At 65.0% G+C, this 20788-nt stretch carries 17 protein-coding genes; 11 read left to right on the top strand and 6 right to left on the bottom strand.

The window, feature by feature from the left end; genetic code table 11:
• Positions 1 to 16 precede the first annotated feature (16 nt).
• From R5R73_RS05365 to R5R73_RS05350, 4 genes are all read right to left on the bottom strand, one after another.
• Positions 17 to 1603, bottom strand: a complete 1587-nt coding sequence (locus tag R5R73_RS05365) for a PucR family transcriptional regulator (protein ID WP_322529048.1) — start codon at positions 1601 to 1603, stop codon at positions 17 to 19.
• The gene (locus R5R73_RS05360; protein ID WP_322529047.1) at positions 1603 to 3126 is read right to left on the bottom strand and encodes an NAD-dependent succinate-semialdehyde dehydrogenase; all 1524 of its coding nucleotides are present in this window, start codon (positions 3124 to 3126) and stop codon (positions 1603 to 1605) included. Before R5R73_RS05360 ends, R5R73_RS05365 begins: the two co-directional genes overlap by 1 nt.
• Before the next feature lie 120 nt (positions 3127 to 3246).
• Positions 3247 to 4023 carry a DeoR/GlpR family DNA-binding transcription regulator gene (locus tag R5R73_RS05355; protein ID WP_322529046.1) on the bottom strand — a complete coding sequence of 259 codons (777 nt, stop codon included), beginning with the start codon at positions 4021 to 4023 and terminating at the stop codon, positions 3247 to 3249.
• 115 nt (positions 4024 to 4138) lie between these two features.
• The gene (locus tag R5R73_RS05350; RefSeq protein WP_322529045.1) at positions 4139 to 5047 is read right to left on the bottom strand and encodes a nucleoside-specific channel-forming protein Tsx; all 909 of its coding nucleotides are present in this window, start codon (positions 5045 to 5047) and stop codon (positions 4139 to 4141) included.
• 459 nt (positions 5048 to 5506) lie between these two features.
• Between R5R73_RS05350 and R5R73_RS05345 the strand changes: the two genes are divergently transcribed.
• The 8 genes from R5R73_RS05345 to R5R73_RS05310 all read left to right on the top strand — a co-directional run bounded on the left by R5R73_RS05345 (position 5507) and on the right by R5R73_RS05310 (position 13409).
• Complete coding sequence (locus R5R73_RS05345; RefSeq protein ID WP_071230611.1) at positions 5507 to 6778, top strand: NupC/NupG family nucleoside CNT transporter; 1272 nt, start codon at positions 5507 to 5509, stop codon at positions 6776 to 6778.
• A gap of 163 nt (positions 6779 to 6941) precedes the next feature.
• Positions 6942 to 7718: a deoxyribose-phosphate aldolase gene (deoC, locus tag R5R73_RS05340; RefSeq protein WP_071230562.1), complete on the top strand. Its 777-nt coding sequence runs from the start codon at positions 6942 to 6944 to the stop codon at positions 7716 to 7718.
• A gap of 64 nt (positions 7719 to 7782) precedes the next feature.
• Positions 7783 to 9165, top strand: a complete 1383-nt coding sequence (locus tag R5R73_RS05335; protein WP_322529044.1) for a thymidine phosphorylase — start codon at positions 7783 to 7785, stop codon at positions 9163 to 9165.
• A gap of 47 nt (positions 9166 to 9212) precedes the next feature.
• Complete coding sequence (locus R5R73_RS05330) at positions 9213 to 10469, top strand: phosphopentomutase (protein ID WP_071230560.1); 1257 nt, start codon at positions 9213 to 9215, stop codon at positions 10467 to 10469.
• Position 10470: 1 nt separating this feature from the next.
• Entirely contained in the window at positions 10471 to 11199 is a 729-nt protein-coding gene (gene deoD / locus R5R73_RS05325; RefSeq protein WP_322529043.1) for a purine-nucleoside phosphorylase, read from the top strand.
• Complete coding sequence (locus R5R73_RS05320; RefSeq protein ID WP_071230558.1) at positions 11196 to 11642, top strand: cytidine deaminase; 447 nt, start codon at positions 11196 to 11198, stop codon at positions 11640 to 11642. The genes deoD and R5R73_RS05320 overlap by 4 nt, the downstream gene beginning before the upstream one ends.
• Before the next feature lie 163 nt (positions 11643 to 11805).
• Positions 11806 to 12903, top strand: a complete 1098-nt coding sequence (locus tag R5R73_RS05315) for a J domain-containing protein (protein WP_322529042.1) — start codon at positions 11806 to 11808, stop codon at positions 12901 to 12903.
• Between the two features lie 98 nt (positions 12904 to 13001).
• A complete protein-coding gene (locus R5R73_RS05310; protein ID WP_276232333.1) occupies positions 13002 to 13409 on the top strand; it encodes a hypothetical protein in 408 nt (135 codons plus the stop codon).
• Positions 13410 to 13461: 52 nt separating this feature from the next.
• On the opposite strand, the gene R5R73_RS05305 is transcribed toward R5R73_RS05310, so the two are convergent.
• On the bottom strand, positions 13462 to 13668 hold the full coding sequence (locus R5R73_RS05305; RefSeq protein WP_087717737.1) for a DUF3820 family protein: 207 nt from the start codon (positions 13666 to 13668) through the stop codon (positions 13462 to 13464).
• Between the two features lie 207 nt (positions 13669 to 13875).
• Here R5R73_RS05305 and R5R73_RS05300 point away from each other — a divergent pair, with 207 nt between their 5' ends.
• The 3 genes from R5R73_RS05300 to R5R73_RS05290 all read left to right on the top strand — a co-directional run bounded on the left by R5R73_RS05300 (position 13876) and on the right by R5R73_RS05290 (position 18466).
• Positions 13876 to 15444 (top strand): BCCT family transporter, encoded by a 1569-nt coding sequence (locus R5R73_RS05300; RefSeq protein ID WP_322529041.1) that lies wholly within the window; start codon positions 13876 to 13878, stop codon positions 15442 to 15444.
• Complete coding sequence (locus R5R73_RS05295) at positions 15441 to 17477, top strand: CocE/NonD family hydrolase (protein ID WP_322529040.1); 2037 nt, start codon at positions 15441 to 15443, stop codon at positions 17475 to 17477. The genes R5R73_RS05300 and R5R73_RS05295 overlap by 4 nt, the downstream gene beginning before the upstream one ends.
• 83 nt (positions 17478 to 17560) lie before the next feature.
• Positions 17561 to 18466: a LysR substrate-binding domain-containing protein gene (locus tag R5R73_RS05290; protein ID WP_071230610.1), complete on the top strand. Its 906-nt coding sequence runs from the start codon at positions 17561 to 17563 to the stop codon at positions 18464 to 18466.
• A gap of 81 nt (positions 18467 to 18547) precedes the next feature.
• Here the strand turns inward: R5R73_RS05290 and R5R73_RS05285 are convergent, their stop codons facing one another.
• The gene (locus R5R73_RS05285) at positions 18548 to 20776 is read right to left on the bottom strand and encodes a mechanosensitive ion channel domain-containing protein (protein WP_322529039.1); all 2229 of its coding nucleotides are present in this window, start codon (positions 20774 to 20776) and stop codon (positions 18548 to 18550) included.
• Positions 20777 to 20788 lie beyond the last annotated feature (12 nt).

Genomic DNA, 20788 nt, shown 5'->3' with positions numbered 1-20788 from the left:
TCGAGATGATCGGTCGTCAATCGGCATCGCCATTGAGCAGCCGCATCGCCACCTGCAGCTGCAGTCGGATATCGGCGTCGTTCAGGTTCATGCCCAGTGCCGTTTCCAACCGCTCGATGCGATAGCGCAAGGTACTGATATGAATGTCGAGCGCCCGCGCGGTCTGCGCCAGCTGGAAGCCGCTTGCGGCCAGCGCCGAGAGCGTCTCGAAGGCGTTGTGACGACGTGCCCCTTCGCCCAGCGCTTGCGAGATGCGCGCCAGAAACAGTTGCCGCGCTTCGCTGTCGCCTTCCAGCAAGCGGGTGAACAGCAGCGTCTCGAAATCCCGCCGTTCGCCGGCCTTGAGCGAAGGCAGCAGCCGCGCCACGTCGCCCGCTCCCCGGGCGATGGCTGCCGCCCCTCTCGCCTCGCGGCTGATCGCCAGGGCGGCCTCGCCGTCGCTCAACTCGCGCCATAGCGCCTCGGTCGAGATATCGGCGCGAACCAGGAACAACAGCTGGTTGAGGGAGACGGAGATCAACCGTGGCAGGCCGAGCGCTTCGAGACGATCGCCCAGCCGGCGCTCCCAGCGCTCCCGCCGCAGCAGCCCCTCGCGGGTCAGCGGCACCGGTTCGTTGAGCAGGATCGCGCAGACGTGATACGCGCCATGGGGCTCCCACCCCTGCAACGACGCCCGCTCCAGCGCTGCCGGCGTGGCTTCGAAGCGTCCTTCGAGCAGCGAGTCGACGAAGGCGTAGCCCAGCCGGGTCTCCTGCGCCTGCAGCGCCCGCTGGTGCGACAGATGTAGCGCGGAGATCAGCGCCGCCTGCTCCGCCGCCCGGCGTTCGAGCTCGCTGACATGAGAGACCGTTTCATCGATCCACAGCGTGGCCGCCGGCGCCTCCCGAATTCGTACCGGGCAGGCCAGCATCCGGCACCCGGCCTCCTCGCCGAAGGAGCGAGCCGTGGCCTCGGCCAGAAACTGGGCCTCGGTCAGCATGGTCGGCGTGGGCAGGCGCATCGTCTCAAGCTCGGCGCTGCCGCCCAGCCATTCGCCGTCCAGCCCGGTGAAGAACACATCCCGCTCGAGCAGCAGGCTCAAGGCCGTGGCGATATCGCCCAAGCTACGCGCCGTCAACGCCGAGCGGGTGAGATCGCGGTGAATGCGTTCCGCCCGTGCGATCAACTGGCCCTGCCGCGCGATCAGCCAGGCGTGCACCTCCTCGGTGATCTGGCTGAACGGAACGTCCCAGGGAATCTCCAGCAGCGGGAAGTCGAGCGATGCCGCCACGCGACGGCTGGTTTCAGGGAAAGCGGTAAGAAACCGCGGTACCGCCAGCGCCACGCCGGCCAAGCCCTTGTCGACCAGCGCCTCGATCAGGGCGCGCTCGGCCTCCGGCTCGTCGGGCCAGTGATAGCCGGTGGTCAGCAGCAGCTGGCCTTCGCGCACCCAGGCGATGATGTCGGGATGATCCACCATGTGCACCCAACGCAGCGGCCGGCCCAGCGAACGCTCGCCGGCCACCACGCGGGCCTGGCGCAGGTTGGTCTCGCGCAGCGCGGTGGCGAGATCGAGCTCGGCCGGCAGCCGCGCTGCGGCGGCGTCCTCATCCCCCATCGCCATCAGCCGCCCAGTCGCGTCGAGACGAACTTGAGGTCGAGATATTCGTCGATGCCGTAGCGGCCGCCCTCGCGGCCGAGGCCGCTGTCCTTGACGCCGCCGAACGGCGCCTGCGGTACGGACGGCGCGCCATCGTTGACCCCGACGATGCCGTAGTCCAGCGCCTCGGAGACGCGTGCCGCGCGCCCGAGATTGCGGGTCCAGAGATAGGCGGCGAGCCCGAACGGCGTGGCGTTGGCCGCCGCGATCGCCTCTTCTTCGCTGTCGAAGGCGATCAATGGCGCGACCGGGCCGAAGGTCTCTTCCTGCATGATCCGCATGTCGTCGGTGACATCCGCCAGCACCGTCGGCGCAACGAAGAAGCCGTCGACATCGCGCGCGGCGGTCAGGCGCCTGGCGCCCTTGGACAGCGCATCGTCGATGTGGGATTGCGCCTTGTCGCGCCCGGCCTGGCTGACCAGCGGGCCGATCTGGGTCGACTCGTCTTCCGGCTGCCCGACGCGCAGCTCGTCCACCGCGGCGGTCAGGCGCGCGGAGAAGGTTTCGAGAATGCCGCGCTGCACGTAGATGCGGTTGGCGCAGACGCAGGTCTGGCCGCCATTGCGAAACTTGCTTGCCATCACTTCGGCCACGGCGGCGTCGATGTCGGCATCGTCGAAGACCAGAAACGGGGCATGGCCGCCCAGCTCCAGCGACATCCGCTTCATGGTGGCGGCGGATTTGGCGTAGAGGTGCTTGCCGACCGGCGTGCTGCCGGTGAAGGTCACCTTGCGGATGCGACGATCCTCCATCAGCTCGTCGCTGACCGCGGCCGGACGCTCCGCGGTAATCACCTGGAAGACCTCCGCCGGCCCGCCAGCCTGCTGCCACAGCCGGGCCAGCATGAGCGCCGTGATCGGCGTCTGTTCCGCCGGCTTGACGATCACCGAGCAGCCGGCCGCCAGCCCCGGCGCCACCTTGCGGGTGATCATCGCCGCCGGGAAGTTCCACGGCGTGATCGCGAGCACCGGACCGACCGGCTGACGCAGCACGGCAAGTCGCTTGTCCGGATGCTGGGCAGGCAGGATGTCGCCGTCGATGCGCTTGGCCTGCTCGGCGTACCACTCCAGAAAGCTGGCGGCGTAGTCGACTTCGCCCCGCGCCTCGCGGATCGGCTTGCCCATCTCCCGCGCCATGGTCACGGCAAGGACTTCCTTCGCCTCCAGCATCGCCTGGTGCCACGCCTTGAGCAGCGCCGCACGCTCGAATGCGGTGGTCTTGCGCCAGGATTCGAAACCGCGCTGGGCGTTGTCGGCGGCCAGTTTCGCCTGCTCGACGCCGCAATCGGCGACCTCGGCGATCACCTCGCCGGTGGCGGGAGAACGCAGCGCGTAGCGGCCTGCCCCATCGGCATCGAAGCCGACGATGGCCGCGGGATAGTAGGCAGCGTCAGCGGGGGCTTCGAGCGACGCGAGTTGGCTTTGGGGAGACGGCGCGGGTTGATTCTGGAGAGGCGTTGAAGAGGAAGACGTTGATGGAGAGGACATCGGTTCGGTCACCTGTGCGGAAAGTAGGAAGTCCAGCCATCCTAACCGCCGGACGAGCCGAATACCTCCTGCTCATGACAGGATAAAAATGCGACAAAAGCCTACGAAAGGCAGGAACCGTCACACCACTTCGACTTTCGCGGCGTCGCTTTCCTTCATCCGATCCCGCCACGCCCGGCCCGGATCGCCGCTGGTCAGTAGTGTGTCGAAGTCGGCAAGGTCGGCGAAGAACGCCGCGCGCATGACATCGAGCTTGCTCTCGTCGGCGACCAGGATGCGTCGTTCCGCGTGTTCGATGGCGGCCTGCTTGGGCGCCACCTCGTGAAAATGGAAGCAGCTCGCCCCTTTCTCGGCATGTACGCCGGCGGCGGAAATGAGCGCCTTGTTGATGCCCAGCCGGCGAATCGCGGTGGTGACATCCTGCCCGCCGAAGGAGTCCGAAGAGGCGTAGTAGAGCCCGCCGAGCACCACGAGCCGCATGTTGGGCATATCGCGCTGGCTGAAGGCGTTGGCGACGTTGAGCGCGTAGGTGACGATGGTGACGTTCATCTCCCGCGGCAGCAGCGTGCAGAACGGCATCAGCGTGGTGCCGCAGTCGACGAACACGGTATCGCCGTCCTCGATCCTCGACGCGACCGCCTCGCACAGGCGCTGCTTGGCCTTCGCGTACTGATCCCTCTGCGCATCGAGATTGTAGGCGGCGGCAAACTGGGGGTTGTCGGCCATGACCAGATGGCCGCCGAAGGAGACGATCGCGCCGTTGCTGGCGGCAATGTCCCGTCGCACCGTCATCTCGGAGACGTCGCACAGCGCCGCCGCCTCGGCCAACGGCAAGGTGCCGTTGCGCCTGATCGCTTCACGAAGTCTCTCGAGCCGTACGGCGCTGCGGCCATTCATGACATTCTCCCGATCCTGCCTTCTGAGGGTCAGATCTTATCCCCGATCTCTACTTGAAACGCAACGCAACGAGGAGCCCGAAGGCTCCTCGTCGATGACATCCATCGCTGTCGCGTCAGAACTGCCAGCCGACACCGAAATAGTAGCCCCAGCCGGTGGAGCGCAGTTCGAAACTGTCGCCATGGCTGTTGGGAAACGGCGCCATCTCGCCGTCGTTCCACTGTCCGCCGTTATGGAAGTAACGCGCCACCGCCATGAAGCGCAGGTGCGTGAACTGGTACAACAGCACGTTGGTCGCCACGGTCGACTCGTTGGTACGCGTCGGGTCGTTATCGCCCAGATCCGAACCGAAGTCGTGGTTGGTGAACCCGACGTAGACCAGCGACGCGCCATTATCGAAGCTACCCAGCGGATAGGAGTAGTTCAGCTGTGCGCGGTAACCGTCCCAGGAATTCTCGTTCGCGGCGCCATAGTTCTCCCACTGGCGGCGCTTGTAGAAATTGAACGAGAGCCCCAGCGGCGAGCCGGTTTCGATATCGGTTCCCAGACCGGCGTAGAGCGTGTTCTGGCGGTTCTCGGTGTTGTGGCCCCAGTCGAAGATATAGTCGAAGGCGACGAACCACTCCTTGAACGGGCCGAAGCTCAGATCCTGGCCGGTCATGTCGTCGATCGACAGGCGCGGTTCCAGCTCCATGAAAACCGGCGAGCCCTTGTCGAAGATACCGCTGTCCGCGGCGTTACCGGTGCCGAAGAACTTGGGAAAATCGATATAGCCGTAGAGATCCAGCGGCCCCTTGCGACCGAAGAATTCGTATTCCAGATAGATATCGTCGACCTGCTGCGGGCCGAAGCGAATGTTCTTGCTGCCGATGACCGTGACGTTCTGGTGATACCAGTCGGAGAGATAGGGTCCGTCGGCCGTCTGGCCTTCCGACATCGGCCCTTCGTCCGGCGTTTCCTGTTCGATGACCGGCGCATCGCCCTGATCGTCCGCAGCCCAGACCGGCGCGGCCGCCAGTGTCATCGATCCCAATCCCAACGAGACCGACAGCGCCAGAAGACGAGATCCCTTGCCTGCCCACCGTTCAGCCGATGCCGGCTGTGCGAGTCCTTCTACCATGCCATCCCCCACTTTGTTGTTATGGCGTTTTGATGCTGATTTTGTGACTATTTTCTCGTCTGGCCTGTGATCGAGGCGGTTAGAGAGAAAGCGAACGCATGACCCGAACATCGCCAGATCGAGCCGAAAGCACTATATATGGGCCTCTGCCTCGCCTGAAACTACTCTATGAGCTTGTGAGGATAAAAACAATAAGTGACGAGCAAAACCAAAAAATGTTAAAAACCTCTCAAGAAAAGGCATTGACCAATGCGTGAGCGAGCGGCATGAAACGGTCGGCATGACATCGTGTCCGTTTCATTGGCTCCGGCACGTCCTGGCATGCATTTTCGACTCATCAAGGCCAACACCAAGGACAACAACATGACACTCCTCATGGGTCTGGTCGGCGTCATCGTGCTGCTGCTGATCGCGCTGATCTTTTCGAGCAACCGCAAGGCAATCAGCCTGCGCACCGTCATCGGCGCCTTCGCCATTCAGGCCGGCATCGGCGCTTTCGTGCTCTATGTACCGTTCGGCCAGGCCGTGCTGGGCTCCGTTTCCAGCGCCGTCAGCCAGGTCATCAACTACGCCAACGACGGTATCGGCTTCCTGTTCGGCAACCTCGCCGACCCGGCCAACGTCGGCTTCGTCTTCGCCGTCAAGGTCCTGCCGATCATCATCTTCTTCTCGTCGCTGACGGCCGTGCTCTACTACCTGGGCATCATGCAGTGGGTCGTGCGGATCCTGGGTGGCGCGTTGCAGAAAGTGCTGGGCACCTCGCGCACCGAATCGCTCTCCGCTACCGCCAACATCTTCGTCGGCCAGACCGAGGCACCGCTGGTGGTGAGACCGTTCCTGGCCAGCATGACCAAGTCCGAGCTGTTCGCCGTCATGTGTGGCGGGCTCGCCTCCGTTGCCGGTTCCGTGCTCGCCGGTTACGCCGAACTCGGCATCCCGATGGAGTATCTGATCGCCGCGTCCTTCATGGCGGCCCCGGGCGGCCTGCTGTTCGCCAAGATCCTGATGCCGGAAACCGAGAAACCCGACGACCGCACCGAGCAGGCCAAGGAGATCCTGGAAGCCGAGGACAAGCCGGCCAACGTACTCGACGCGGCCGCTGCCGGCGCGTCATCCGGTTTGATGCTGGCCGCCAACGTGGGCGCCATGCTGCTTGCCTTCATCGGCCTGATCGCAATGATCGACGGCATCCTGGGCGGCATCGGCGGCTGGTTCGGCATGGACTCGCTGAGTCTGTCGATGATCCTCGGCTGGCTGTTCTCGCCGCTGGCGTTCGTGCTCGGCATCCCCTGGAACGAGGCGATGCTGGCCGGCTCGTTCATCGGCCAGAAGCTGGTGGTCAACGAATTCGTGGCCTACATCAATCTGGCCCCGTACATCAGCGGCGACACCATCGTGGAGTCGACCGGGCAGGCAATGTCCGCCCACACCGCCGCGATCCTGTCGTTCGCGCTGTGCGGGTTCGCCAACCTGTCCTCGATCGCGATCCTGCTCGGCGGTCTTGGCACGCTGGCGCCCAGCCGCCGCCCAGAGATCGCCCGCTACGGTCTCAAGGCCGTACTCGCCGGCACGCTATCCAATCTGATGTCCGCCACCCTGGCGGGGATCTTCCTCTCGCTGGCCGGCACCGCCTGACCCAGAACTGCTTTGGACAGAATCGCTCTGGACAGGACCGCTCTGGACAGGATCGTCATGAAAATCCGGCAGACTCGCGGAAGTACTGCCGGATCCTTGCGCGAGCCAGAACACGGAAACGGCAGGAGGCCGTCGTGACCACGCCGAACATGGAGACAAGAAGATGAACAGCCTCAAGCACGCCGCCAGCCAGGCGCTGGCCATGATGGACCTCACCTCGCTCAACGACGGCGATGACGACGCCGCCATCCGGGCGCTGTGCCGCCGCACCGATACGCCGTACGGCGCCCCGGCCGCGGTCTGCATCTACCCCGCCTTCATCGAGACGGCGAACCGTGAACTGGTCGACATGGGCATGCGTGAACGCGTGCGGATCGCCACCGTCACCAACTTCCCGGACGGCTGCGTCAACGTCGAGCGCGCCTCCCGCGAAACCCGCGCAGCCGTAGCGGCCGGCGCCGACGAAGTCGACGTGGTCTTTCCCTACAAGGCCTTGATCGGCGGTGACGCCGATGCCGGCCGGGCGCTGGTGACGGCTTGCCGTGAGGCCTGCGGCGATTGCCTGCTCAAGGTGATTCTGGAAACCGGCGAACTCAAGGATCCTGCGCTGATCCGCCAGGCCGCGGATATCGCCCTCGCCTGCGGCGCGGACTTCCTCAAGACCTCCACCGGCAAGGTGCCGGTCAACGCAACGCTCGAGGCCGCCGAGATTCTGCTGACCGCCATTCGCGACAGCGGTCGCGACGTGGGTTTCAAGGCGGCCGGCGGCATTCGCTCCGCCGAGGATGCCAAGGCCTATCTGGACCTGGCCGCCGGTATCATGGGCGAGGCCTGGCTCACGCCGTCTCACTTCCGCTTCGGCGCTTCGGGGTTGCTGGATGCGCTGCTCGCCACGCTCTCCGATGACGACAGCCGACCGACGACTACCAGCGGTTACTGATCGACAGTAGTTATTGATCAGCCGCGGTTACCGAGAAACCCGCCCATCACTGCGGACCCATATCATGCTGACCCAGGAAATCATTCGTCGTAAACGCGATGGTCAGACGCTCAATCGCCAGATGCTCGATCTGGTCATGCGGGGCATCGCCGACGGCAGTATCGGCGATGCGCAGATCGGCGCCTTCGCCATGGCCGTCTATCTCAACGGCATGAACCGGGACGAGGCCGTCGCATTGACGGAGTCGATTCGGGATTCCGGCCAGGTCATGCGCTGGGACGATCTCGATCTTGCCGGCCCGGTACTCGACAAGCACTCCACCGGCGGCGTCGGCGATCTGGTGTCGCTGGTGCTGGGGCCGTGGGTCGCCGCCTGCGGCGGTCACGTGCCGATGGTCTCCGGGCGCGGCCTGGGCCACACCGGTGGCACGCTGGACAAGCTCGAGTCGATCCCCGGCTACGACGTCACCCCCAGCGACGAGACCTTCCGCCGCCTGGTGAAAGACGTCGGCGTCGCGATCATCGGCCAGACCGGATCGCTGGCGCCGGCCGACAAGCGCCTCTATGGCGTGCGCGACGTCACTGCCACGGTGGAGTCGATCCCGCTGATCGTCGCCTCGATCCTGGGCAAGAAGCTGGCCTGCGGCCTCGAGACGCTGGTGATGGACGTCAAGGTCGGCAGTGGCGCCTTCATGCCCACCGAGGAAGCCTCCCGCGAACTCGCCGAGGCGATCGTCGCCATCGGCTGCGGCGCGGGTACCAAGACCAGCGTGCTTCTGACCGACATGAACCAGCCGCTGGCCGACTGCGCCGGCAATTCGCTGGAAGTCTTCGAGGCGCTGCGGCTATTGCGTGGCGACGGACGCAATGAAGGGCGTGGCGACGGACGCAATGAAGAGCGTGGCGAAGGCAGGGATAGTCGCCTCTACCGGGTCACCCGACCGCTGGCGGCGGAGATGCTGCTTCAATCCGGCATCGCCAGCGATGCCGAAGACGCCGAAGCCCGCCTCGACCGCGCGCTCGATTCCGGCGAGGCGCTGGAGCGCTTCTCGCGCATGGTCCACGGGCTCGGCGGCCCCGCCGATCTGGCGGAACGCCCCGAAGACCACCTCGCCACCGCGCCGATCACCATCGATCTCGACGCCGACCGGGCGGGATGCATCAGCGCCATCGACACGCGTTCGCTCGGTCTCGGCGTGGTCGAACTGGGCGGCGGCCGGCGCAACGCGGGCGATGCCATCGATCATCGGGTCGGCCTGTCGCACATCGCAGCGCTCGGCCAGCGAGTCGAACCGGGCCAGCCATTGCTGCGCATCCACGCCGCCGACCGGGCCGATGCCGAATCCGTCACCCAGCGTCTGCGTGCCGCCTTCACCTTGAGCGAGACGGACGACGTCGCCATCCCGCCGCTGGTCCATGCCACCCTGCGCGAAGGCCAGTCGGCATGACCGAGACGAGAGACGGACAAGAACGCGACATGCACGGGAGAAACGACATGAAACGCGCCATTTTGCTGGTTCTCGATTCCTTCGGCATCGGCAACGCGCCGGACGCCGCCGACTATGGCGATGCCAGCTCGAGCGATGCCGGCTCGGACACGCTCGGCCATATCGCCCGCTATCGCGCCGATGCCGGCCGCCCGCTCCAACTACCCAACCTGGCTCGTCTCGGGCTCTATCACGCCCACCACCTGAGCACCGGCGACTGGGCGACAGGCGTCGACGTTCCCGAGGTCGTCGAAGGGGCTTACGCCTGCGCCAGCGAGATCTCCTCCGGCAAGGACACGCCCTCCGGCCACTGGGAGATCGCCGGCGTCCCGGCGCTGTTCGAATGGGGCTACTTCCACGAACGCGAGAACAGCTTTCCATCCGACCTGCTGGAAGCATTGATCGAGCGCGCCGACCTGCCCGGCGTGCTCGGCAACTGCCAGGCGTCAGGCATGCCGATCCTCGAAGCGCTGGGCGAGGCGCATATCAAGAGCGGCAAGCCGATCGTCTACACCTCGGCGGACTCGGTCTTCCAGATCGCCGCCCACGAGACCCATTTCGGCCTCGACCGCCTCTATCGGCTCTGCGAGATCGCCCGCGAACTGCTGATGCCCTACAACATCGGCCGTGTCATCGCCCGCCCCTTCGTTGGCGAGACCCCCGAGACCTTCGAACGTACCGGCAACCGCCGCGACTATGCCATCGAGCCGCCGACGCCCACCGTGTTGCAGAAGCTGCATGACGACGGCGGCAAGGTGCTCGGCGTGGGCAAGATCGGCGACATCTACGCCCACTGTGGCATCTCGAAAGTGATCAAGGCCCACGGTCACGATGCCCTGTTCGACGCCACGCTATCTGCCATCGACGAGGCCGCCGAGCGTTCAGTGGCGAATAAACAGACACTGGTAATGACCAACTTCGTCGACTTCGACACCCTCTACGGTCACCGCCGCGACCCGGAAGGCTACGCCAGTGCGCTGGAAGCGTTCGACCGCCGCCTGCCGGAGATCATCGCGAAGCTGGAACCCGGCGACCTGTTGATCCTGACCGCCGACCACGGCAACGACCCGACCTGGAGCGGCACCGATCACACCCGCGAGCAGGTGCCCGTTCTGATCGCCGGCGACGTGCTGGCGCCCGGCAGCTACGGCCGCCGCGAGACCTATGCCGACATTGGCCAGACGCTGGCCGAGTATCTCGGCCTGTCGCCGATGGAATACGGACGGTCCCTGCTGAAAGACACCCCCGACAACGGAGACCCGTGAGATGCCCACTCCCCATATCGAAGCCCAGCCGGGCGACTTCGCCGATACCGTACTGATGCCCGGCGATCCGCTGCGTGCCCAGTTCATCGCCGAGACGTTTCTCGAAGATGCCCGGTGCGTCAATCGCGTGCGCAACATGCTCGGCTTCACCGGCACCTACCGGGGGCGCAAGATCTCGGTGATGGGCAGCGGCATGGGGATTCCGTCGCTGTCGATCTACGCCAAGGAGCTGATCACCGAGTACGGCGTCGAGCGGCTGGTGCGGGTCGGTTCCTGCGGCGCGGTACGCGACGACGTCGCGGTCAACGACATCGTCATCGGCATGGGAGCGTGCACCGATTCCGGCGTCAACCGGGCGCGATTCAACGGCCACGACTTCGCCGCCATCGCCGATTTCGACCTGACCCGTCATGCCGTCGAGGCGGCGCGTGAACGCGGTACGAAGGTCAAGGTCGGCAATCTTTTCTCCGCCGATCTGTTCTACACCCCGGACATCGAATTCTTCCAGAGCATGAAGCGCCACGGCATTCTCGGCGTCGAGATGGAAGCCGCCGGCCTGTACGGCGTTGCCGCCGAATTCGGTGCCCGCGCGCTGACGGTCTGCACCGTTTCCGACCATATTCTCAAGGGGGAAGCGCTCGACTCCCAGGCCCGGCAGACCGGCTTTTCCGAGATGATGGAGATCACACTGGAAGGTCTGTTGCGCGACGACGAGGAAGCGAAACGATGAGCAAGACGACGAACGATATCCGGGTTCCCGACGAGATCCGCCAGACGGCACTGAACGTCCGCGATCACGCCTACGTGCCCTACTCCGACCATCCCGTCGGCGCCGTGCTGATCAGCGAGAGCGGCAAGACCTACGCCGGCTGCAACGTCGAAAGCGCCAACTACAAGGGACTCTGCGCCGAGGCCAGCGCCATTGCCGGCCTGGTCTCCAGCGGGGAACGACAGATCCGCACGATCTACGTCATCGGCCCCGGCGAACATCTCTGTACGCCCTGCGGCGACTGCCGCCAGCGAATCCGCGAATTCGCCACGCCGGAAACCGAAATCATCGTGCTCGACGGCGAAGGCGCTCCGCTCAAGCACTACACCATGGACGAACTGCTGCCCGACTCCTTCGGCCCGGAGAACCTGAACAGGACCTCGGGCATGGCGACAACGCGTTGACGCCCGCTAGCCCGGGAAGCAGCAGCAGGCAGAAGAAGCGATAAGAGAAGGCGCAGAAGCAGACGCGAAGAAGGAAAAGCGCAACGGTGACGACTCGTCATCGAGTTTGGGTATACTCGGGTCCAACAAATGACAACAACCCTTTCTCCGCCTGGATTCGTCGATGGCCCCCGCGCGCTTTTCCGCTTTCGAGCTCCTGCTGCTGAAAAGTCGTTATCCGCCCGATACTGCATCCCTGTTGCTGCTGACGTGGGTATACGTCAACAAGCGCGTCGTGCTTGCCGAGGACCAGCGTTATCTCGAAGCGCTGGCCAACGGCTTTCGTCACTCCCATGATCTGGAAACGCTGCTGACGATCGCCCGGACCGATCTGACGGCCATCCAGCTGGCGGCCGAAGTCGTGCTGCGCGAACACGTCGATGAGCAGTCGCACCCCTTTCTGCGCCGTGCGATCGGCCTCGCCACCAGCGAGGGCGAACCGAGCCTGCGAAATCATCACATCCTGCGCTTTCTCGCCGATCTTTCCGGCGCGACGCCGGGCGATTTCGCCCGTCTGTTTCGCGAGGTGACGGGGCGTCCGCTGAAGGCACCGGACGACCCCAGCCGCCTGGCTTATTGGCATCGGGAGGACAATCCCGAAGCGGCGGCGGATCAGGAGACAAACAGAGCCGACAGGGACATAAGCGAAGCCGACGGAAACAACGATGGCAAAGCCGCCGCCGAGCTCGCGCCGAAGATTCGTTGCTGGCGACGCTGGTGGCTACGCTCCAGCGCGGCCCGGGCGCAGCGGCGACAGCTGCGCCAGGAACGAATCCGCCTGCGTCGCCAGGCCAAGAGCCGACATCAGGCGGAAGCGCGTCAAGCGCAGGAACGTCAACGACAAGCGCGCGAGGAAGAGACCAGGCGCCAGGAGCAGGAGCGCGAGGCCGAAAGCCGGCGCCGGGAACAGGCGGAGCGGGAGGAGGCCTACCGGCGGGAACGATGGCGCCAGCAGCAACAAGAACAGAAACAACAGGAACAGAAACAACAGCAGCAGACCGCAGGAGCGGCGCGACCCCATTATCGGATCCGCCTGGCGCTACAAGTGCTGGAACTCGACGAGAACGCGTCGCCCACCGAGATCAAGCGAGCCTATCGTCGCCTGGCGCAGCGCCATCATCCCGATCGCTTTCATGGCCAGAGCGAGCTGCGCATCTCGCTGGCCTCGCAGCGCTTCCAGCGCATCAAGAACGCCTACGACTATCTGATGACGACCCTTTAACGATGACGCTCCAACGACGACTCCCTGACGACGCTCCAACGACGACTCCCTGACGACGCTCCAACGACGATTCCCTGACGAGGACGGTCCAACACGATATGCGAGATCTCTATCGCCGCCTCGGCGTCAGCAAGGACGCCCCTGCCGATACCATCATTCGCGCCGCGCAGCGCTGCAACAACCGTACCCTGAAAGCGGATGCGCTGAGCGCGCTGGGAGAGGCGACACATCGGGAAGCCTACGACGACCTCCATGACCTGCTGGGCGATCTCGGCAGGCTGCGGGCGGGCCTGGGCATGACCCATGCGCCCCACTGGCAGGGAGACGCCGCCAACGATTTTTCCGTCTTGCCGCAACGCATCGTGGTTCGCCATGAACTGCTGGCGCGGCAGCTGGAAATGGCGCTGGGAAATCACCAGACACGCTGGCGCCGCCGGGGCTGGCTCGTTCTGGCCGTCGTGGTCGGGTTGATTACCGCGCATGTCGCCGGACGCTGGATGAGCTAGCGACCGGCCGACGGTACCTGGCTGTGCGGGCACACGTCCTGCCCCGGGCTCTTCAGCGCAACGGCTCGAGTAGCGGGCTCAAGCCGTTGTGATCGATCTCCTGCATCAGCGCCAGCAGGCGCCCGATCTCGCCATCGGGAAAGCCTTCGCGGGCGAACCAGTTGAGATAGGGGCCGGGGAGATCGGCGATCAACCACCCTTCGTACTTGCCGAACGGCATCTTGCGGGTGACCAGCTTCTTGAGGTCTTCAGGCTCCATCTCGCCTCCTCTCGTGGCATTGCGCGCCATTCTACACGGATGGCGCCAGCGCCGAGCCATGCGGCCAATCATGTCAGCCCAGCCATGCACTGGACGCATACCCTCATTCCCAGAAGCCGTTTGCCCAAGCAGGTACGAAGGACGTTAGGTTATACCGCCATGAGCGCTGCGCATCGGCGCCTACGATAACGATAACGGGAGACGGGAATGCAAACTTCACTCCGGCCGCTGGTATTCTGGCCGACCTTTCTGATACTGCTGGCCGCGGTGATCGCCAGCTATGTCGATCTGGATGCGTTTCTGGCCACTGCCAGCGCGCTCAACGACGCCGTTCTGACCAACTTTTCATGGCTATTCAGCCTGGGCAGCCTCTACCTGCTGATCATGGCCGTCGTCGTCTATTTTTCGCCGGTCGGGCGCATTCGTATCGGCGGCCGGGATGCCACGCCGTTACTCTCCCGCCTGCGCTGGTTCTCGATCACGCTGTGTACCACCCTGGCCGTGGGCGTGCTGTTCTGGACCACCGCCGAGCCGCTCTACCACTTCATGGGCCCGCCCGAGTCCGCCGGGCTCGAAGCCGGGTCCGGCGATGCCATGCTGTTCGCGATGTCGACCATGTTCCTGCACTGGTCGTTCACGCCCTACGCGATCTACGCCGTCCCGGCGCTGATCTTCGCGCTGGCCTTCTATAACCTGCGCCTGCGCTTCTCGATCTCGAGCATGCTGGAGCCGATCTTCGGCCCCAGGGTAAAGCGCTTCGGCGGTCTGATCGACGCCATCTCGCTTTATGCGCTGGTGGCCGGCATGGCCTCGTCGCTGGGGACCGGCGCACTGACCCTGGCCGGCGGCGCGGGTCAATATCTCGGCGGCGAGACCAGCCCGCTGCGACTCGGCGTGATCATCGCCATCATCGTGGTGACCTTCGTGCTGTCCGCCGCCAGCGGCCTGCATAAGGGGATCGCCCGGCTGTCGTCGCTGAACGCCATTCTGCTCGCGATTCTCGGCGTGTTCATGTTCATCGTCGGGCCGACGGTGTTCTGCCTGGCGCTGGGCGTCGAATCGTTCGGTGTCTATCTCGACAACTTCTTCACCAAAAGCCTGTTCACCGGTGCTGCTGGGAACGATCCGTGGCCGCAGTGGTGGTCGATCTTCTACTGGGCGGTCTGGTTCGCCTGGGCGCCGGTGGCGGCGCTATTCCTGGGCAAGATCTCGCGGGGTTACACCGTGCGCGAGTTCCTGCGCGTCAATCTGCTCTACCCGGCGCTGTTCGCCAGCGTGTGGATACTGATCTTCTCCGGTACCGCGCTCTACTTTCAGGCTCACGCCGACACTACCGGCGCCGATCTCTATGCCGTACTCAACGATCGCGGCGTCGAAAACGTGCTCTACGAGCTGTTCCGCCAGTTGCCGTTCTCCGAGGTGTGGATTCCGCTGCTGCTGTTCATCGCCTACATCTCCTACGTCACCGCGGCGGATTCGCAGACCGACGCCATCGGCAACCTCTGCACTCGCGGCCTGACGGCGGACTCCGATCTCAATGCCGGCGTGCCGATGAAGGTGATCTGGGGCGTGATCGTCGGCATGGTCTCCTGGGTGATGGTCAGCTTCGTCGGCATCGACGGTATCAAGATGCTCTCCAACCTGGGCGGGTTGCCCGCCATGCTGATCGTGCTGCTGGCCACCGGCTCGCTGTGGGTCTGGCTCAAGCATCCCGAACGGCTGGATGCCGTGCCGACACGCTCAACTTCCTCCCGCGCAGCCAAGGATGACGCATGAAGATCAAACAGGACTTTCCGCACCGCGTGCGTGAAATCGAGAACCAATGGATCGTGCTGACCGACGGCACCCGCCTGGCCGCCAGAATCTGGTTACCCGAGAATGCCGAAGCGACTCCGGTGCCGGCGATCCTCGAATACCTGCCCTACCGCAAGCGGGATGGCACGGCAGTGCGCGACGAGCTGACCCATCCCTATTTTGCCGGTCACGGCTACGCCTGCGTGCGCGTCGACATGCGCGGCAACGGTGAATCCGACGGACTGATGCTCGACGAGTACGCCCCGCAGGAGCAGGCCGACGCGCTGGAAGTGATCGACTGGATCGCCAGCCAGCCCTGGTGCAACGGCAAGCTCGGCATGATGGGCATCTCCTGGGGCGGCTTCAACGGCCTGCAGGTGGCGGCGCTGCGCCCCGAACCGCTCAAGGCGATCATCACGCTGTGCTCCACCGACGACCGCTACGCCGACGACATCCACTACAAGGGCGGCAACATGCTGCTCGAGAATCTCGGCTGGGCGGCGACCATGCTGAGCTTTTCCGCCGCCGTGCCCGACCCGGCGCTGGTGGGCGAACGCTGGCGCGAGATGTGGAAGCACCGGCTCGACAACATGCCGCTGCTGGCGGAAACCTGGCTCGAGCATCAGCATCGCGACGACTATTGGCGTCATGGTTCGATCTGCGAGAGCTACGAAGATATCGAGGCTGCGGTCTACATGATCAGCGGCTGGGGGGATTCGTACATCAATACGATCCCGCGGATGATGGAGAATCTCTCCTGCCCGAAAAAGGCGCTGCTGGGGCCGTGGATGCACAAGTACCCGCACTTCGCGATTCCCGATCCCGCCATCGGCTTCCTGCAGGAGGCGCTGCGCTGGTGGGACTACTGGCTCAAGGACATCGACACCGGAATCATGGACGAGCCCGAGTGCACCTTCTACCTGCAGGATGGCGTGCCGCCGGCGCCCAGGTATCTGGAGCGCCCCGGCCGGTGGGTTCACACCCATGGCTGGCCCGCGCCGGCGGATGAGGTCGAAGAGTGGTCGCTTGCGCTAGGCGACACCGGTCTGACGCCGAACGGCCGATTGAGCCAGGACCGCGCGATCGCCTCCCCGCTCACCGCCGGCTCGCTGCAGGGAGAATACATTCCGCTGTGGTTCGGCGCGGACTTCCCGCCCGATCAGCGCCGCGACGACGGCCTGGCGCTGACCTTCGACTCCGAGCCCTATCTCTACGGTCTCGATATCCTCGGCCAGCCCACACTCACCGCCACGCTGACGAGTGCCGAGGATTGCGGCCAGTTGCACGTGCGCCTGTGCGACGTGGCGCCGAGCGGCGAGAGCGCGCTGATCAGCTACGCCACGCTCAACCTCAACTTGCGAGACGATCCGAGCGCGATCACCCCGCCGGTACCGGGCGAGCCCATGGAGGTACGCGTGGCGCTGGATCTGATCGGCTACCGCCTGCCCGAGGGGCATCGCCTGCGCGTGGCGCTCTCCAGTGCCAGCTTTCCGCTGGTGTGGTCGCCGAAGAAACGCGCCGACCTCATCCTCAAGGCCGGCACGCCGACGCTGTCGCTGCCGATCTGCAAGGCGGAATACGTACCCATGCCGTTCGAGCCGCCGGAGAGCGCCACGCCCTGCAGGGTCGACACTCTGCGTGCCGGTCAGCCCAAGCGCACCATCAGCGAGGATGTCGGCAGCGGCGAGGTCACGGTGACCGTCGAGGACGACATGGGCGATATCCGCTTCGCCGATCACGGCCTGCGCGTCGAGCAGAAGGCGAAAGAGGTTTACGTAAGCCATCCGGTGGACGCCACGCGGACCCGTGCCGATATCGAGTGGGTCTACCGCGCCAGCCGCGACGAAGGCCATGGCGATAAAGAAGCGCAGTTCGCGGTGGAAGTGACCAGTCGCTATCACCTGCACTGCGACGAACAGACGTTCTATCTCAGCGCCGAGCAGATCGCCCACGAGGGCGAGACGCTGGTCAGCGAGAAGTCCTGGACGCGGGAGATTCCGCGGGCGGCGATCTGACGGTGAAAGGCCCCGCGGAGGCCGGTATCGGAGCCTCCCGTGTTATGCTCCGGAGCCGTGATCCCATGGCTCCGGATGCCTGCATGCCCTCGCGTGATCCCCTCCCGCCACTCTCCTGCCTTCGCGCTTTCGAAGCGGCCGCGCGCCATGGCAGCTTCACCCAGGCCGGCAGCGAACTGCACCTGACCCAGAGCGCCGTCAGCCGGCAGATCAAGCGCCTGGAGAGCGACCTCGGCAGACCGCTCTTCGAGCGCCACTACGACGGGCTGCGTTTGACCCCGGCGGGTGAACACTACTTTCGCGTCGTTCAGCGGCTGCTGCGTGATCTGCGTGACGAAACGGCCCGCCTGCGCCGGCGTGGCGACGATCGCCAGCTGACCCTGGCGTCCAGCCCGACCATCGCCTCGATCTGGCTGGCGCGTCAGTTGCCCGACTTCCAGCGCGCCCATCCCGATATCGAAATTCGCATCCTGACCGTCGAGGACCCGCACCGGCTGGATCTGGCGGAGTTCGACCTCGGTATCTACTACCACGTGCACAACGAGGTGGACCCGCCCGGGGTTTACGCCGATGCCATCTTCGAGCAGGAGAGCGTCGCCGCCGTCTGCAGCCCGGTCTATCTGGAACGCCATGGACAGATCCTGGACCCGGCGGCGCTGCTCACCCGGCACACGCTGATGGTGGTCGAGGATCACTATCACGACTGGCTGACCTGGGAGCTCTGGTTCCGGGAACTCGGCCTGGCGTGGCAGCCGCCCGTTCACACGCTGCGGGCCAACAGCTTCCAGTTGTTGATGAACGCGACACTGGCGGGCCAAGGCATCACGCTGGGCTGGATGCGGCTGCTGGCGGCCGAGCTGGATCAGGGAACCCTGGTCCAGGCACTGCCGCAAACCTTGCCCAGCCGCGGCCGCCTCTCTCTCTTCACGCCCGAACACCGGCACCTGACCGAACCGATGCGCGCCTTCCGGGAGTGGGTGCTGCGCTAGCCCGCCGTACGGCCAATCGCTATGAACGGCTGCCGGACTGTCTGTCTTGAACTATCTGCCTCGGGCTGTCTGGCCCACCGGTCATTGCGGATCCGGCGCGCCCGGTGCCGTCACCGATTCTCGCGGCCCGGTGCTGCCGGCAGCCACCGGCGCCTGTTCCATCACCACGCTCATTCGCGGCATGGCCAGGTCGATGCCCTGCTCGTCGAAGCGCTGCTTGAGACGCAAATTGAAGGCACGCGCCACGTCCCACTGCATGATCGGCGCCGTACGCATGCGAACCCGCAGGATGGCCGCGCCGGCATCGAAGCTCTCGATCCCCTGGACCTCCAGCGCGGACCAGATGTAGTGGCGCATCATCGGGTCGTTGCGCAGGTCCTCGGCGATCCCGCGCACGATCTCGATCGCCTCGTCGATCTTCATGTGATGGGCGATACGGATTCGCATCAACGCGATACCGAATTCCCGGGAGTAGTTCTGAATTCCCTGGATCTGGCTGAACGGAATGATATGCACGATACCGTCCAGGTCGCGCAATTTGACGGTACGGATACTCAGCGCCTCGACCGTACCCATGTGCGATCCCAGGTTGACGAAGTCGTCGATCGCCAGGGAGTCCTCGATGAGGATGAACAGCCCGGTAATGAGATCCTGGACCAGCGTCTGGGCGCCGAAACCGACTGCCAGACCGATGACACCGGCACCCGCCAGCAGCGGCGTCACGTTCACGCCCAGGTTCGCCAGTGCAATGATGAAAGCGATCACCGCGATGGTCACGAAGACGGTGTTGCGCAACAGCGGCGTGATGGTCTGGGCGCGGGCACTGGCATTGGCCCGACGACCATGGCGGCGGCTGCTGCGCAACAGCGCGTGCTTGATCGCGGTATCGGCCAGAATCCACACCAGCCACGCCACCAGGAACGTCATCCCCAGGCCGAAGACGCCCTTGGCGATCTGCTGGCCGATACCCGCCGAGCCGCCTACGGCCCAGAGCGACGAACCCCAGACCCGCATCGCCAGTTCGGCGAAGATTACCCAGCTCACCAGGTGGGCCAGCGTGAAACCGAAGCGCACCAGCCGTGACGCATACTCCGATGAGGATTTCTCCCGGGCGTTCTCGCCGCGCCGATGAATCAGCCCGGTGACGACCAGCGTCGCGATCATGAGACCCGCGGTCACGATCGCCCGGAAGAACGCGCTGCGCGAATCCTCAGCGGACAGGATCATCGCGATCAGCGAGACTCCCACCATGATCAGAATCGGGATGTGCCAGATCCGGCTGAACGCACGGATCAGTTCCGTCGTCGCACGACGTTCCTGACGCTGCGAGTAGGGTCGGTTGCGAATCAGATGCCGGATGGGGCGCCGGAACACCATGACGAAGATGCCCAGCAGCAGGGCGGCGCAGACATTGGCAACCAGCGCAACGAGCGCCGTCAGCCCTTCGCCCAGTGGCACTACCAGCGCCTCGGCATGCGCGGCATCGCCCAGCGCGACCAGCGCGCCAAGCGCGAACAACCAGCGGGCGCCACGCTGGCGCAATATGCGCAGCGCCGTGTGTCGATGGCCGTTGCCGAACAGCGAGAAGACGATTTCACAGACCGAAGAGAAGACCGCCCCGCAAAGCGTGGCGTAGGCCGCGACCATGGCCAGAGCGATACCCACCGATGCGGATTCGACCTGATGGACGGTCGTCAGCGCGACGGCGAAGCCGATGGCCAATGGCACCACGCGCCGGATGATGTGGCGGATCAGCATCCAGGTCGTCGGATCCTCGGGCAAGTGCCAGGGCAACCCAAACTGACGCACCGCCCAGCGCCACAGCATGGCGATCAGCAACGTCACGCCGACCCACAATCCCGTCACCCATAGCAGGTCCAGCAGGATGCCCTGCAACCGCCGAGGATCGTCGAGCAGCCCCGACACATCCTCGCCCGCCTGGCTGGCCCGCGCCGACCAGTACCGAATCGGATTGTCGAGCCCGTCCGTCTCCAGCGATGAAAACGATTGCGCCAGTGCGCCCAATAGCCCGGCCGAACCGCTCGCTTGTTCGGTATCCGCCGCGGTGACGTCGCGCAATTGCTTGAGATGGTCAAGCAAGGCCTGGCGCTGGTCGCTGTTTTCGAGTGTGGCGATGATCTGATCGAGGGAAGTGCGCAGCTCTTGCGGAGACGGCGCCGATGCCGCACTCGGCTCGCTGCTCTGACCGCCGCCCACCAGTGATGTCAAGGACTGCGCCGATGCCGGTAGGCTGATCATCAACGTCAGGGCCAGCACCCACATCCATCCCAACTGTCTCAATCCGCTCACGGTGACTCCTGT

The sequence above is a fragment of the Salinicola sp. LHM genome (genome assembly GCF_034479735.1).
GTDB lineage: Bacteria > Pseudomonadota > Gammaproteobacteria > Pseudomonadales > Halomonadaceae > Salinicola > Salinicola salarius.
The sequence above is the reverse complement of the archived record's forward strand: the minus strand, read 5'-3'. Positions and strand labels throughout refer to the sequence as shown.